This window comes from Arenibacter latericius DSM 15913 (assembly GCF_000424985.1).
Classification (GTDB): Bacteria; Bacteroidota; Bacteroidia; order Flavobacteriales; family Flavobacteriaceae; genus Arenibacter; species Arenibacter latericius.
This window is the reverse complement of sequence record NZ_AUKX01000050.1, coordinates 22644-38195: the sequence shown is the minus strand read 5'-3', so window position 1 is coordinate 38195 and position 15552 is coordinate 22644. Positions and strand designations below refer to the sequence as shown.

Annotated in this window: 11 protein-coding genes and 1 tRNA gene; 2 read left to right on the top strand and 10 right to left on the bottom strand. The window is 35.5% G+C overall.

Going from position 1 to position 15552, the window contains the following annotated elements:
* Positions 1-3799 (top strand): T9SS type B sorting domain-containing protein (locus H344_RS0114110; RefSeq protein WP_026810906.1); only part of this gene is annotated, 3799 nt, incomplete at its 5' end.
* A 19-nt stretch (positions 3800-3818) separates the two neighbouring features.
* Positions 3819-4769, top strand: a complete 951-nt coding sequence (locus tag H344_RS0114105) for a PorP/SprF family type IX secretion system membrane protein (RefSeq protein WP_026810905.1) — start codon at positions 3819-3821, stop codon at positions 4767-4769.
* 94 nt (positions 4770-4863) lie between these two features.
* On the opposite strand, the gene H344_RS0114100 is transcribed toward H344_RS0114105, so the two are convergent.
* The 10 genes from H344_RS0114100 to H344_RS0114050 form a co-directional block, all read right to left on the bottom strand.
* Positions 4864-4937, bottom strand: a tRNA-Cys gene (locus H344_RS0114100).
* 54 nt (positions 4938-4991) lie between these two features.
* A complete protein-coding gene (gene folB, locus H344_RS0114095; protein WP_026810904.1) occupies positions 4992-5348 on the bottom strand; it encodes a dihydroneopterin aldolase in 357 nt (118 codons plus the stop codon).
* A gap of 292 nt (positions 5349-5640) precedes the next feature.
* Complete coding sequence (gene purD / locus H344_RS0114090) at positions 5641-6912, bottom strand: phosphoribosylamine--glycine ligase (RefSeq protein ID WP_026810903.1); 1272 nt, start codon at positions 6910-6912, stop codon at positions 5641-5643.
* Between the two features lie 534 nt (positions 6913-7446).
* Positions 7447-8433, bottom strand: coding sequence for a UDP-glucuronic acid decarboxylase family protein (locus H344_RS0114080; RefSeq protein WP_026810902.1), 987 nt, complete (start codon positions 8431-8433; stop codon positions 7447-7449).
* Positions 8434-8694: 261 nt separating this feature from the next.
* Positions 8695-10047 (bottom strand): exopolysaccharide biosynthesis polyprenyl glycosylphosphotransferase, encoded by a 1353-nt coding sequence (locus tag H344_RS0114075; RefSeq protein WP_026810901.1) that lies wholly within the window; start codon positions 10045-10047, stop codon positions 8695-8697.
* 122 nt (positions 10048-10169) lie between these two features.
* Positions 10170-10904 carry a WecB/TagA/CpsF family glycosyltransferase gene (locus tag H344_RS0114070; RefSeq protein WP_034256691.1) on the bottom strand — a complete coding sequence of 245 codons (735 nt, stop codon included), beginning with the start codon at positions 10902-10904 and terminating at the stop codon, positions 10170-10172.
* Between the two features lie 116 nt (positions 10905-11020).
* Complete coding sequence (locus H344_RS0114065) at positions 11021-12208, bottom strand: O-antigen ligase family protein (RefSeq protein ID WP_026810899.1); 1188 nt, start codon at positions 12206-12208, stop codon at positions 11021-11023.
* The gene (locus tag H344_RS0114060; RefSeq protein WP_026810898.1) at positions 12201-13208 is read right to left on the bottom strand and encodes a glycosyltransferase family 4 protein; all 1008 of its coding nucleotides are present in this window, start codon (positions 13206-13208) and stop codon (positions 12201-12203) included. Before H344_RS0114060 ends, H344_RS0114065 begins: the two co-directional genes overlap by 8 nt.
* 18 nt (positions 13209-13226) lie before the next feature.
* Positions 13227-13748 (bottom strand): serine O-acetyltransferase, encoded by a 522-nt coding sequence (locus H344_RS0114055; protein ID WP_026810897.1) that lies wholly within the window; start codon positions 13746-13748, stop codon positions 13227-13229.
* Positions 13723-14838: a glycosyltransferase gene (locus H344_RS0114050; RefSeq protein ID WP_026810896.1), complete on the bottom strand. Its 1116-nt coding sequence runs from the start codon at positions 14836-14838 to the stop codon at positions 13723-13725. Before H344_RS0114050 ends, H344_RS0114055 begins: the two co-directional genes overlap by 26 nt.
* Positions 14839-15552: the final 714 nt, after the last annotated feature.

The following is a 15552-nucleotide window of genomic DNA, read 5'->3' as shown; positions in this document are numbered from 1 at the left end:
GGTTATTGATGTAGATCCTCTTCCAACGGTAAGCTTACCAGCCTATGCAGACGATCAGTGTACTTCTACAGGAAACGCTTATACGTTTACTGCTACGGGTACCGGGAAAGGACCTTTAAAATATAGTATTGGGAATGGTTTCCAGAACAACGGTACTTTTACGGTATCTGCTCCTGGCACCTATACGGTAACGGTTAGCGATGCTAACGGATGTACTGTAACAGATACAATCGACATCATAGCTCCATTGTCTGCAACTGCAGTGGCTACTACCCAGCCATCTTGTCCGGTAGATGACGGTGTTATTACCATCACCGCTAGCGGTGGGTCTGGTACTTATGAGTACGATTTATTAGATGATACTAATACTAGTGTAATAGGAGGAGTTCCTCAGGCATCTAATGTGTTCGGAGGACTTGCACCTGGTGATTACACAGCTGTGGTATACGATGTATCCGGATCTGGTTGTGACGCTCAGGCGCCTGTATCCTTGGAAACAGCAACCCCTATTGTATTTACCACTACTAAAGAAGATGTGTCTTGTAATGGTGGGTCTGACGGTTCTATTGAAGTTATCCTAGATGCTTCTAATGACAATCCGCCATACAGCTTTACTATAGACGATGGTGTTAATGCGCCAATAACCCAGAACAGTAAAATATTTACTGGCTTGATTGCGGGTGACTATATTATTACGGTGACTTCAGATAGAGGTTGCATCGCATCAGAAATAGTAACTATTACAGCGCCAGCACCGGTAGCTGTAAGTGCAACTGCAACTGATTTTGCTTGTAATACTAACAATAAGCCTGGGCAGGCTGTAATTACCGCTGTAGGTAGTGGTGGAACAGGTCCATATTCCTATAGTATTGATGGAATAAACTTCTTTACATCAAACACCTTTAATATAACAGATAATGGGTCGGATAGAACTATTACAGTTAGCGTTAAAGATGCTAATGGTTGCACGGATGATACGATAGTAAATATTAGCACTATCAACAAATTTACGGCTACACTGTCTCTTGATGCTGCTATCTCTTGCGCAGGACCAGAGGAAGTAACAATTACTGTAAACGACAATGGTAACGTGGCTAATACGTATACCTATCAGTTGTTGCCTGTTGGAAATACTAATGCCATCCAAACTGGCACACCAACTTACAACAGTGCTACTTTTGAACTGAACGCCGTGGGTAGTTATACTTTTAGGGTTACCGATACTGCTACAGGTTGCTATGTGGATACTAATGTCTATGATATTGCGCCTTATGACCTTATTAAAGTTAGTGCTACTGCGCTTAGCTCGGTGACTTGTTTTGGAGATAATACAGGTTCCTTAGAAATTAATGTTTCTGGTTACACCGGGGCTTATAATTATACTGTTTATACCGCTGGAGGTACTGCAACCGCAATTACGGGAACTGGCGATACGTCTAGTAATCCATTGACGATAACCGGACTTACTGGAGGGAATTATTACGTAAGGGTTACAGAGACCAATGCACCAATGTGTGCTGAAGATTCCAATACGGTGAGAATAATTTCTCCGGATAGGGCGCTTACGGCAACTGTAGATTCAATTGCTAATGTTACTTGTACTAATGATCTAGGTGAAATATTGGTAGATCCAAGTGGAGGTTATGGACCATACGATATTATACTTACCAATACCACAACCGCTGAAATATATAGCGTTACGGATGTGAGCAGTATTATATTTGATGAGCTTTCTGCTGGAGACTACACGGTACAGGTTACCGATGCCAATGGTTGTATTTTAAATGATACGATAACCTTGGTAGAACCAGCACAAATAAGTGCAGATATAACTCCGCTATCTACTACCTTGGCTTGTTATGGAGATAGTGACGGTGTTGTTAGTGCAATTAATGTTGCTGGAGGGGAAGGAGTATATCAATATCAATTGAATATTTATGACCCAACAGGAACAGTAATTACTTACACCACAGGAGGTCAGGTTAGTCCTGTTTTCAATAACCTAAGTGCGGGGATCTATACCATTACCGTATCGGATGGTTGGGAATGTGATTTTGAGACAGTACAGGCGACGATAATAGATCCTACTGATGTTGGTGCCTCCTTGGTGCGAACTAGCTCCTTAAGCTGCTTAAACGATGCAGAATTGCTGTTGACAGCATCAGGAGGTACTGGACCCTACCAATACAGTGTGGATGGTATTACTTACTATCCAATGAACGGAGGGAATACACATACATTTGATGTTAGTGCTGGCTCCTATAGCTATTATGTGATGGACGATTATGGTTGTGGAGCGGTTTTATCCAACGAAATAACTGAATCCGCTATAGTGCCACTAACGGTTACATTAGACACTTCAGCTGCAATGATTAATTGTAACGGAGACAATACCGCAATCTTGATTGCTAAAGCAGATGGAGGCTTAGGAAATTACAACTATGAGCTCTTTACCGATGCTGCCTTTACCAATAGAGTAGCAGGACCACAAAACTCTGGTAGGTTTAATAACCTAACCATGGGAAGTTACTATGTTAGAGTTACTAGTGAAGATTGTGTAGTGGAGTCTAACGTGACTAATATTACAGAACCAACTCCACTAGTGGTGACAGAAAGTTTTACTAACGTGTCTTGTAATGGAGCTAATGACGGTAGTATAACCGTTCAATTATCTGGAGGATCCGGTGGTTATCAGTATGCTATTTCTCCAGACCTAAATAAGTTTGACACCGTAAATACCTTCACCAACCTAAAACCAGGTGATTATACAGTAATTGCGCAGGATATTAATGGCTGTTTTGAACAATTAAACTACATCATTTTAGAGCCTTCGCCTTTAACGGCATCGCTTACAACGAGTCCGGAATTATGTATTGGCGTTGAAGATGGTACAGTTTCCCTAGTCATTTCTGGAGGTACTGCGCCGTATAGCACCAGTATTAATTCTACCGCAGATGCAGATTTTGTACAAGATAGAACTCAATTTAGTGGATTGGCGGAAGGCACCTATGCAATTTTTGTTAGGGACGCAGCAGGTTGTGAAATAAATATGGCTGCGATAATAGACCCTGGAGTTAATTTAAATGCAACTGTAACACCTGTGTACGAATGTACGGGAGATACCCCAAACAATTCCATTGTAGTTGAGTTGGAAGACTATACTGTGGCTTCAGACGTGCTATATGCGCTAGATTCTACAGATCCAAATGATATGATGTTAGAGCCAAACTTTACTAATATGGCTCCAGGGAACCATTATTTGGCAATAAGTCATTCTAACGGATGTGTGTATACCATCAACTTTACTATAGATGATTTTGATCCTTTGGTACTGACCTTGGAGCAAAATAATATCAATGAAATCACGGCAGTAGCCACAGGCGGCCAAGCGGAGTACACCTACTACTTTGAAGGGGTGAATAATGGGACTAAAAACACCTATCAAATTAAAGAAACAGGAACGTATAGCGTGAGAGTTGTTGATGAAAATGGATGTGAAAGTACGGCCAATATCTACATGGAGTTTATGGACATAGATATTCCAAATTTCTTTACTCCAGATGGAGATGGTAAGAACGATACATGGTCTCCTAAGAACTTGGAAGGATTCCCTAGAATACTAACCATCATCTTTGACCGTTATGGTAGGGAGGTTTACCGAATGGGTCTCAACGATTCTGGATGGGATGGAAAATATAAGAAGAAAGAACTTCCAACTGGGGACTACTGGTACATCATTAAACTGAATGGTGAAAATGATGATCGAGAGTTTGTAGGACATTTTACCCTTTATAGATAAGAACTTAACCTAAATTACAATGCGCGATAAAATATTAATCCTAATGTTGCTATTTGGCACTGTGATAGCGAGGGGGCAGGAATTAAATTCCCCTCAGCTCTCCCAGTATCTAGCAGATAATCCATTTGTACTTTCTCCCACCTATGCAGGTATAGGGGATCACGTAAAGATAAGAATGAACGGACTTGCCCAATGGGTGGGTATTAAAGATGCTCCTAGAACCCAATCCCTAGCCGCCGATATGCGATTGGGGGAAAGATCTGGAGTTGGAATATTCCTTTATAACGATTCTAACGGGTATACTAAACAGCAAGGAGCACGACTATCTTTTGCTCATCATTTAACCTTGAATAGGTATGAGGACGAGTTCCTTTCTTTTGGACTCTCCTATAACTTTAACCAGTTTAGATTAGATATAGGTGAGTTTAAAGATGCAGGTTTTGATCCCGGGGTTACTGATGATCGCTCTACTTCTAACCATAACTTTGATGTGGGGGTGCTTTATAGAAAGAATGCATTTTATTTAAGTCTTAATGCCTCCAATGTGATTAATAAGGATGTCTATATTTTCGATCCCATCTTTGAGCCAAATAAATTGAGGAATTTCTATCTGTATTCAGGATATCGATATAAAAAATCGAGAACAAGTAATATGGAAATTGAACCTTCTATTTTATACAAGATATTTGAGAGCGATGGCAGATCTGAAGCGGATATAAATTTAAAATTTAGGTTTTATGATTTTGAAGACTATTATTATGTTGGGGCTACCTATAGATTTTTAAATGATCAATTGGGGAAACCTTTGTATATAGCGCCTTTGGCCGGACTTAAAAAGAGTAATTTTTATTTTGGATATTCCTACCAGGTGATATTAAATGAAATCTTAGGCTACAGCACAGGTACCCATGTGGTAACTATTGGAGTAGATCTGTTCCAAGGGATAAGTAACTGTAGGTGTACGTATTAAATAGTACAGAGTATTAAGTACAAAGTATTAAGTAAGAATAAGCATTGGAAATATACGGTAATAAAAAAACCCTCTAAAATTAGAGGGTTTTTTTTGGAGGCATCGAGCGGATTCGAACCGCTGTACAAGCTTTTGCAGAGCTCTGCCTAGCCACTCGGCCACAATGCCTTATTTGAGAATGCAAAGATAACACTTTTTTTAAACCATGAAAACTAATTGAGGCTATCTTTTAGATTTGAGTACTATGGTCACCCCTTCTACATCTCCTCCAATGGGTGGATTAATTTTTGTCACCTCAACTTTTACCTTATTTACCATTTCAATTTCATCTAGGATCCTATTGATTATACGTTGTGCTACATGTTCCAGGAGTTTTGAAGGAACAGCCATTTCCTCCTTAACAAGTCGATTTATATGTACGTAATCTACTGTTTCGGAAAGTTGATCGGAAGCGGAGGCCGATTTTAAATTAGCGTTTACCACCACATCTACCCGATAATCACTTCCAATTATGGTTTCTTCCCCTAAACAGCCATGATGGGCATAGACTCTAATATTGCTGACTTTTACTTTTCCCACGATACAATTTTTTAATCTAGTAGTTGATATTATGAGTCATGCAGGAATAATTCCGTTTAATAACCCACTGTTAACTACTATTACCTATAAATTAATTGAATATGATATTTCTCTCAATATCCAATACTAACACCTCAATACTTTGTACTATGTATTTAAAGATTCTTTTTCCTTTGGAAGGGATTTCGACTCCGCTCAATACCCAAATGTCTCTGTATTATAGATTATAGTAGTTAACATTTTCTCAAATCTCACTACTCAAATCTCACTACTCACTACTTTGTACTTAATACTATAAATCAAACCCAAGGTCTTTACGGTAGTACATTTTATCGAACTGTAGTTTCTCTATATTCTTATAGGATCTGGATAATGCATCTTTAAAGTCGGCCCCATAAGCGGTAACCGCCAATACTCGTCCTCCGTTAGTGAGTACCTTACCTTCTTTTAATTGGGTTCCAGCATGGAAAACTATGGCATCGTCTATAGCATCAAAACCGGTGATTTCCATCCCTTTGGCATAGGCTTCAGGATATCCTCCCGATACCGCCATTACGGTAGTTGCGGCGCGCTCATCTATTTCAAGATCTATTTTATCTAACGACTGATTTGCAACGGCTTGGAAAACTTCTACCAAATCGTTCTTCACCCTAGGAATTACCACTTCGGTTTCAGGGTCACCCATTCTAACATTGTATTCTATTACTTTAGGATCATCTCCAACTTTTATCAACCCTATAAACACAAAACCTTTATATGGCAAATTATCCTTTTTAAAGCCTTCTACGGTAGGCTTCACTATCCGCTCTAGTACTTTCTGCATAAAGTCATTATTTGCGAAAGGAACAGGGGATATGGCACCCATACCGCCTGTGTTCAATCCAGTGTCTCCTTCTCCAATTCTTTTGTAATCTTTTGCAGTAGGTAGGACTTTAAAATTGATACCATCGGTAAGCACAAAACAACTGAGCTCTATTCCGTCTAAAAATTCTTCGATGACTACAGTAGTACTCGCGTTGCCAAATTTGGCATCTACCAGCATGGTCTTAAGTTCGTCCTTAGCTTCCTGAAGGTCGTTTAATATCAATACTCCTTTCCCTGCGGCCAAACCATCGGCTTTTAAAACATAGGGAGGATTTAGCGATTCTAAAAAAGCGTATCCCTTTTCCAAAGTATCAGCGGTAAAACTTTCATAGGCAGCTGTAGGGATTTGGTGACGCATCATAAACTCCTTAGCAAACTGTTTACTACCTTCTAAAGTAGCAGCTGCTTTTTGCGGACCAATCACTGGAATCTGCTTTAAGTTGGCATCCGATAGGAAAAAATCGTGTACCCCATTAACCAATGGATCTTCGGGACCTACGACTACCATATCAATTTTTTCGGCAAGCACACATTTCTTAATCGCCTCAAAATCGTTTACACCAATTGGTATATTGGTGGCAATAGCAGCAGTTCCTGCATTTCCAGGAGCTACAAATAGATTTTTGAGTTTAGCACTTTGCTTTAATTTCCAGGCCAATGTATGTTCACGGCCTCCAGCACCGAGGATAAGGATATTCATTTTTAAAAAATTTCTTCAAAAATACGGTTTGAAATGGAAAATGTACCTACTTGGGAGGAAAATTTGAATAACACGCTAGCTTATGACCTGTTATATCTGGTTAAGAAGGTACGCGGTAATGATATTATGGAGTTAAAAAGGTAAACCGGGACTAAGATGGAAGCTCGAAAGTGAAAAGGTTGACATTTTTTAATTACTCGATAATCGAGATTTGAATGCTCGGAGGCTTGCCTGCCCGTATCCATTCAGTCGGGCCTTTAAATTAATACATTTTTTTCTTTTAATGCCTTTTGATCTTGCCCCGAGGTAGTTTACTTAATTATCTAAGACAAACCCAAAGGAGTAAGAATCTTAATACTAAATACTTTGTACTAGCGAAAGCGAGGAACTTTATATGCTTAATCATTTAAATAGGATATTATTAAAAAGATATCCAAACTTAAGTTAGCTAAAGTTCGTGTTCTCGGGCCTGCTTTAGATAGGGACTCAATACTAATATCTCACTACTCAATACTTTGTACTTAATACTAAACCTCACTTCCTATTCCGGTCGGAAAAATCGCGATGTTCGGTCTTTCTTAATTCTTCCTCCGAGAGTGTTTTAAAGTAATCCCATGTTCTCTTCATACCTTCTTGCCTGCTGATTTTAGGTTCCCAACCTAAAATTTCTTTTGCTTTAGAAATATCGGGTTGGCGCTGCATTGGGTCGTCTTGAGGTAATGGCTTATAGATTATTTTTTGGTCAGTACCTGTAAGCTTAATGATTTCCTCGGCAAATTCTTTGATGGTTATTTCATGGGGATTACCAATATTAACCGGACCGGTGTAATCGCTCATTAAAAGCCTATAGATCCCTTCAATTTCATCATCTACAAAGCAAAAGGAGCGGGTTTGTGATCCATCGCCAAAAACGGTGAGGTCTTCGCCACGTAAAGCCTGACCCATAAAAGCTGGAATAACACGTCCGTCGTTTAATCTCATTCTAGGGCCATAGGTATTAAAGATTCGTACTATTCTAGTTTCTACCCCGTGAAACCTGTGGTAGGCCATGGTAATGGATTCTTGGAACCGTTTGGCTTCGTCATAAACGCCACGCGGACCAATGGTATTTACGTTCCCGTAATATTCTTCCGTTTGTGGGTGCACCAAAGGGTCGCCGTAAATTTCGGAAGTAGAAGCGATTAGAATTCGCGCATTTTTTTCTTTGGCAAGGCCTAAAAGGTTATGGGTTCCCAAGGCGCCTACTTTTAGGGTCTGGATGGGGATTTTCAAATAGTCGATTGGACTGGCGGGAGAGGCAAAGTGCATGATATAATCTAATTTGCCCGGAATATGTACAAATTTGGTAACATCGTGGTGTTGAAACTCAAATTGTTCCAATTTAAAGAGATGTTCTATATTCTTTAGATCACCGGTAATTAGGTTATCCATGGCAATCACATAGAAACCTTCCTTGATTAATCTATCACAAAGATGTGATCCTAAAAAACCTGCAGCACCCGTAACCAGAACTTTTTTCATCTGTTATTATTTAATTTTATTTGTCAGATGTAATTTGCCAATAATCATTTAGATTGTTATCAACCTAATTATTATGGCTTATTTCATCGCTTATAAATATTGAAGTAATAGTACTATTCAAAATTAATCCGATTTTCTAGTTTAGGAAATATTTATAGTTTAATGACCAAAATTGAGGGGTGAAGGGATATAGTGACTTGTGTGTGTTCTAATAAAAGAAAATAAAACTGTCGGGATAAGAATAGAGGTTGAGGTATAAGACTAGTATGCTTTTTCCTCTCCAGATATTGCATTCACTACGGTCTGTACAATTATTTTTATATCCATAAAAAGAGACCAGTTTTCAATATAAAAAATATCGAATCGTGTTCTGTTTAGAATATCGTTATCCGTTTCAATTTCTCCTCTATAGCCACGTACTTGTGCCAATCCCGTAATCCCTGGCTTTACAAAATGGCGTAGCATATACTTATCTACCCTATTCGCAAATTCGTTGGTATGCTTCACCATATGCGGTCTAGGACCTACTACGGACATATTACCAAAGAGTACGTTATAGAATTGTGGGAGTTCATCTATACTAGTCTTTCTTATAAATCTTCCAACTTTGGTAATACGCATATCATTTTTTACGGCCATTTGGCTATCTGCATTATCATTGGGAGCCATAGAACGGAACTTATAACAATAGAAGTCTTTGTTGTCTATTCCAGAGCGTTTCTGCCTAAAATAAATGGGACCTTTGCTTTCTATTCTTATAATTAAGGCAAGAATAGGAGCTAACCAAGATAGGATTCCTACGATTACTAAAAGTGAAAATACAATATCGAAACTCCTTTTAAGGGCCGAGTTTAATGGATTGTGGAGAGGTATGTCCCTTAGCGATAATATAGGGATGTAATCGTAGTATTCAAAGGTGAGTTTTTTAGAAAATATATTCTTATTGTCTGGAATAAACTTTAGCGTCTTAAGGTTGTTGTCTGCAAAATTGATGAATTCGGTCAATTGGTTATTCTTCAATTCCGATACAGAACAATAAATTTCATCTACATTATTCTGTACGATATAAACGAAAGCCTTATAAATATCAAATGACGGATCTGAAGGACTAAATTGCTTCATAAATTGATATCCATACTCCCGACGTTCTTTAAATACATCGATAAGTTGGTCCGTCTTTTTATTTTTCCCGATTACCACCACATTTCTCATGTTCCCCTTCACCTTTTCGCGGTATTTCATTAAGAGGATATAATTCAGGAACTTAATACTAAATATGGCTATTGCTGTAAAAACAAAATACTCACCCAAAGCCAAGCGGCTCATATTGGGTTGCTTAAAAAAGCCTATAAAGGCGTAGAGGATTAAAAAGAAAAATACAAATTGGTTAAATAAGAGCTTTAGGATGTTGGTGACTTTGGTATATCTATAGACTCCATAAAAATTATTTTTAACCGATAAAATTATCCACGCTAGAGTAAGGTACGAATGGAAAAGTATAGGATATTGAAAATTAATGGGTAAAAAATAGGCAAAAAGATTAATAACCAATAAATCCATCCCATAAGAAATGGGAGTAATAAAGCCAGAATAACGGTATCTTTTAAAAAACATGGTTATGGTGCCCTATAATTGAATGGTCAATTGGGCACAAAGATAGATTTTAATATTTATTTATTGGATTCCTATAATTATAGGCTATAGTGAATTAACAAAAAGTTTACAGCTGTAAAAATTTATGGTTTAAATAATGCCTCTTTAAGTACCAAATAAATAAACTTGCTATTTCCCACTAAATATCTTTTCCACATTCGCTTTGGTTCTTGGGCAAACCTAAAAAACCATTCTAGACCTGATTTTTGCATCCAAAGGGGAGCTCGTTGTACTTTGCCTGCCACCACATCAAAACTGCCACCTACTCCCATAACAAAATTTACCTTTTCTAACAGAGCTTTGTTTTCATATAGAAAGTTTTCTTTGGTAGGAGAACTAATGGCTACAAATAAAATGTGGGCACCACTTTCGCTAATTTCTTTTGCTATGTCCTGTTCCTCTTCTTTTTTAAAATACCCATTCCTATACCCAGCAATTATATCTGACGAGTATTGTTTAGAATACGTGTCTACTACTTTTTTAACCACCTCTTCTTTAGCTCCAAAGAAAAAAACTTTATAATTTTTATCGTGTGCCAATTGCACAAGATTTACCATTAGGTCTATACCCGCTACGCGTTCTTTTAAAGGCTTACCCAAAACTTTTGATGCCCACACCACTGCTTGGCCGTCAGCATTGATTAAATCGCTCTCATTAACACTTTGGCGTAGTTGTAGATCTTTTTGCATAGCTACAATCTTCCCTGCATTAACCACTACATGGTGTAATTGCTTTCCCTGAGATATAGAGTTATCCACTATTTGCAAGGTCTCCTGCATGGTTAGGTTGTGAATACGAGTATTTAATATTTCAATCATCTTTAATCTAAAACTATTTAACTATTTCATTTACTATAAATACCGGGATGAATCTTTTTATTTTCTAAAATTCCTTATTGATATGCGAAGAGACCCTTAGATTAAAATGTAGCCGATTACTCTTTAAGAAGTTGAGTTTCTATTTTAGAATAACAAAAGTAAAGGAAGAATGTGAATAGCATCAAACCTTTTTGCCTTTCAAGTATAGACTCCGTAAAACCTATAATTAAAAACACCAATACTATTTCTAACAGAATATAATTTCTATCTTTTAATGCGCGGAATAGTATAGATATGATTAAGAGCGCAAAAATAAAGAAACCAATTAGTCCATGGCCGGATAAGATGCTTAAATATTGATTATGCGGATTATATCGGCGTTGAGCACATGGCCAACATTCGATATCTTTAGACCGATAGGTCTTTATAAGCTCATCGCTCAATCCTCCTGTTCCAACCCCTAACCATTTATTGTCAAGCCAAACTTTTTTTGCGGTTTTAATTTTAGCAACCCTAACGGAAACACTGCCATAGTCGTTATTATCATAATGATTGAATCCCTTAAATGAGGTTAGTTGATTTACTTTGTACTTAAAATCACTGGACGCAAAATAAAATAGAAGTAGGGAGGAGAATGCACCGACTAGAATTATGAGGTAGTGTTTTTTTCTCTCAAAAATAGCCCTTAAAATAAAAATAAATATTAATGTTATTATAGATATTCTACTTGCTGAGAAAATTATAAATGCAATATTGATTACGATTAATAAAATTGTAAAATTTTTATTTTTAAATAGTTTTTCTCTTTCTAAAAATATTAATGATATAATAGAGTACATTCCCATATAAGTGGGATGAAATCCATATTGTTCAATGTTTTGAAAATACCATTTGGTATCTGAATTTAAAAAGTAATGACTAATTGTGGAAAATATTATTGTGTAAATAGCAACAGAGGAAAAACCCAATATAAATACTTTGATTATAGATTTTTTGTTGTGTATCAAGTTTGGAATAAATATTAAAGGCACAATTATAAAGGATAGGTTTTTCTCCAAAAATTTAATTCCATCTGATAGATCGTTACTTCCCCATAATCTAAATAGATAGTACAAAAAAATAACAATAAACAAAATGCTGACTCTATTTAATGAAAATGGAATTTTGAGTTTAAATCTTAGGGCTACTGAGGCTAAAGCAAGAACAATTAAAATTGGTGGAGCAACACGATCTGGCAATGAGAATGATGCTGCTAAAACAATCAACAAAAAGTTGTAGGTATTTTGTAATGTAAATTTATACATTTTCTAAAATGTATTTTTTGTAGTTTAAGATCATATTTTCATAGTTAAATTTATTCTCAAAAATTCTTCTACTATTTATGGATAAATTTCGATATTGTGTTGGAGTGATGCACTTTATCTGCATTATTTTTTTTGGTAACGAATTCAGATCTTTTAATAAGAATCCGTTGTAGTCGTTTTCTAAGATTTCTAAATTGCCTCCAACATCATTACAGAGGATCGGTAAACCATAAGAGCAGGCTTCTATTAAAGATAGAGGTAAGCCTTCCTTTAAAGAAAAAAGCATAACATAATCAACACTTAGATATAATTCTTGCATGTTTGAAACCTGCCCTAAAACTTGGAAGTGCGAATCACCTATTGTACATTCTTTTAATTCACCAAATAAATCACCGGTCCCAGCAAAAATTATTTGTATTTCTTTAGGCATTCTATTTTTTAGTGCTTTAACAATTTCTAGTTGCTGTTTTACTTTAGTGATTCTACCTGGGATTAAGATTTTTATAGGGTTTAAACTTTTCTTTTCTATGTTTACAATTTTGGATGGTGCTTTAATACCATTATAAATAACATCAATTTTGTCTAAATTAAAATAATCAATATGATTCCGTTTGACTCCTTCAGATACTGCAATAATATTCTTTGGAAAAAGGGTAAAATATTTTAGGTTATTAAATTCATTATGAGCAACATGGAATATGATTAATTCCTTGTTTAAAAGTTTAGAGAATAAAACGAGTAATGTTGTTAATTGTCGATGGTGAGAGATAAAAATAGCATCCTTATGATTCTTGATAAAGGATATAATATTAAATTTTTGGTAGCTATTTTTGGGAATCAATTTTTTGTATGGTGTTGAAATTTCTTCATATGCTGTTAGAGAAGAGATGAACGAAGCTGAGAAAATACCCTGCTCGCTTAAGCCTTTATGGATGTTTAAGCACATTTTCTGTGCACCTCCTACGTTGCTGAATTTACTATATAAACTTATCAATTTCATTAAGTAAAAAATTAATAACTAAGCGTTCTGAAGTTTGGATTTATTAACACCGTACATGGTAGCATTTTTGGGTACATTTTTAGTTATTGTAGAGTTTGCAGAAATAATAGCATTTTCTTGTATAATGATTGGGCCAATCACTACAGAAGCTGTATAAATAATTACGTTATCATAAATATAGGGCTGTTTCACAAGGATATCATCATGAAAAGTTTCCTTATTATTGCTTCCTCCCAACGTTGTAGATTGGTAAAGAGTTAGCTTTCCTTTGCTAACTACTTCTCGACCCACAACAATGCACATGGGATGGACCAATTTTAATCCACCTGCTAGTTTAGCTCCAGGATCGATGTCTACTGTAAAAACGATACGATTTATCATCCAAAATATCTTTGATATGACAAACATGTTATTATAATAGAAGAGATTAGAAATCCTATAATTTAAGATTATCCAAAAACTAATATTCAGCATTTTAGAGAAAAGGCTTCCTTCTAATCGATTTAGGTCTAACCTAAAGCGTTTGACTAATTTTTTCATATAATTCTATATACTCCCTTACGTTTCTGGTAAGTGAATAGTTTTTTTTAGCAAACAAACTTATTTCTTGCTTTTCTTTTTGTGAAACCTTTTCTAGCTTTAAATTTTTTAATGCGGCTTCAGATGGCAGCAAGACCCCTAATAGGTTATTAGTTGATAATGTTTTTGAATAAGCTCCAGCTGAATTAATAGCTATAACTTTTAATCCTTTACCTAAGTATTCCGCAACTTTTGTAGGGGTAGCTACTTGGTTAAAGAGTTCGTCACTACGATAGATGACCCCATAATCATAATTATTGGCTAAGTTATTAATTTCTTGTTGAGTTAGATTTGTTAGGTATTTAATATTTTTAAATTGATTACTAAAAGTTAGTTTTCTCGGTGTAACTACAGTGAGTCTAACATCTTTCTTGTCATTTAAGATTGAAATAATTTCTTCTATTTTTTGATATTTTTGGTTTCCACCAACAAAAAGAACTTTCACTTTTTCATTTTGCTGGTTTGGTTCTGTGTTCGATACCGTGAAAATAGTATCATCATAAGCACTATTACAAAAAATGGTCTTTTCTAAAGGTATTCTGTATTTTTTATTGTAGAGTGTGTATAATTCTTCTGAAACAAAGTTGAAATATATATCAGAAGTAAAAAGACGATCATTCAATAATTCAAATTCCTTAGCTCTTTTATTATCGTTGAAGAATACTTTCTCCCCTTCAACAAAGCCCCGCACATCATAAATAAGATTAACGGAGGTATTAGATTTCAATAGCTTCTGTTTTATTAATAAGCCAACATAAGCAGCCTCTATGTTACGGCAATGTAAAATTATTGGGGAAGAAACCTTATTGCGTTTAATGAATTTATCAGCTAATTTATCATAGTCAACCTGTTTATGAATGAAGATAAACTTGATGTGTTTTGAAAAAAATAATGATAGAAACTTTCTGAAAGATATTCTTGCAAACATCTTTTGACCAATAATTAGTTCAATTTTTCTTCCACTTTTATTTATCTTTTTAATTAGGCTGCGAACCTGGGATTCAAAGACTGTTGATGATATTCCCTCTAGTGTTAAATAATATATTTTCATTTTATTATCTTTTGTTAGCAGCTTTTATTTAAAGATTTTAATTGATAACAAACAAAATAGAAGCTAAATATATATAACAGATTATATATTATATGACTAAATAAAGCCATTGATAAAAGTATTGGAAAAACAAGGATAAGTTTTCTTTTTATATTAAAACCTTTTAAAGGGTATAATATGATAATTACAAAAATTAGTAGTCCAAATAAGCCAGATTTCATTAGAACGGTAAGGGGTCCATTATCCAAAATGGTGAAGGTAATTAGGCCAATCCATTCGCTTACATGAAGTGTAATGGTTGACCCCATTCCATACCCAAAAGTATTAATTACAATTGAACTATCCCAAAATTGCTCTATAAAGGAATTATTGGATAGTATTCTATATATAAAAGAAGAATCTTTTCCTGGATTTAGAATTCCGTGGATTCGCTCATTATCAATTATGTAAAAACTAAATATTCCTATAATACAAGCAACAAAAACAATTACTATGTGCTTAAGTTTAATCCTATCTCCATACCTGTATAGGAGAGACCAAATAAGAAAAATAACTATTAGCGCTAAGTCAGTCCTTGAAATTCTAAAACTATAAATTATCAATCCAAATATTAAGTAAGAAATATAAAAGGTTAACCTTCTTTTCTTATCAATTAAAACTAGGTAAATAAACAAGTAGTTAATTAGAATTGTGCTAGGTCCAAATACGGTATTT

Coding starts and splice junctions, on each gene's coding strand:
- H344_RS0114105 (WP_026810905.1), top strand. CDS start 3,819: ATGCGCGATAAAATATTAATCCTAATGTTGCTATTTGGCACTGTGATA.
- purD (WP_026810903.1), bottom strand. CDS start 6,912: ATGAATATCCTTATCCTCGGTGCTGGAGGCCGTGAACATACATTGGCC.
- H344_RS0114080 (WP_026810902.1), bottom strand. CDS start 8,433: ATGAAAAAAGTTCTGGTTACGGGTGCTGCAGGTTTTTTAGGATCACAT.
- H344_RS0114075 (WP_026810901.1), bottom strand. CDS start 10,047: ATGTTTTTTAAAAGATACCGTTATTCTGGCTTTATTACTCCCATTTCT.
- H344_RS0114070 (WP_034256691.1), bottom strand. CDS start 10,904: ATGATTGAAATATTAAATACTCGTATTCACAACCTAACCATGCAGGAG.
- H344_RS0114065 (WP_026810899.1), bottom strand. CDS start 12,208: ATGTATAAATTTACATTACAAAATACCTACAACTTTTTGTTGATTGTT.
- H344_RS0114060 (WP_026810898.1), bottom strand. CDS start 13,208: ATGAAATTGATAAGTTTATATAGTAAATTCAGCAACGTAGGAGGTGCA.
- H344_RS0114055 (WP_026810897.1), bottom strand. CDS start 13,748: ATGAAAAAATTAGTCAAACGCTTTAGGTTAGACCTAAATCGATTAGAA.
- H344_RS0114050 (WP_026810896.1), bottom strand. CDS start 14,838: ATGAAAATATATTATTTAACACTAGAGGGAATATCATCAACAGTCTTT.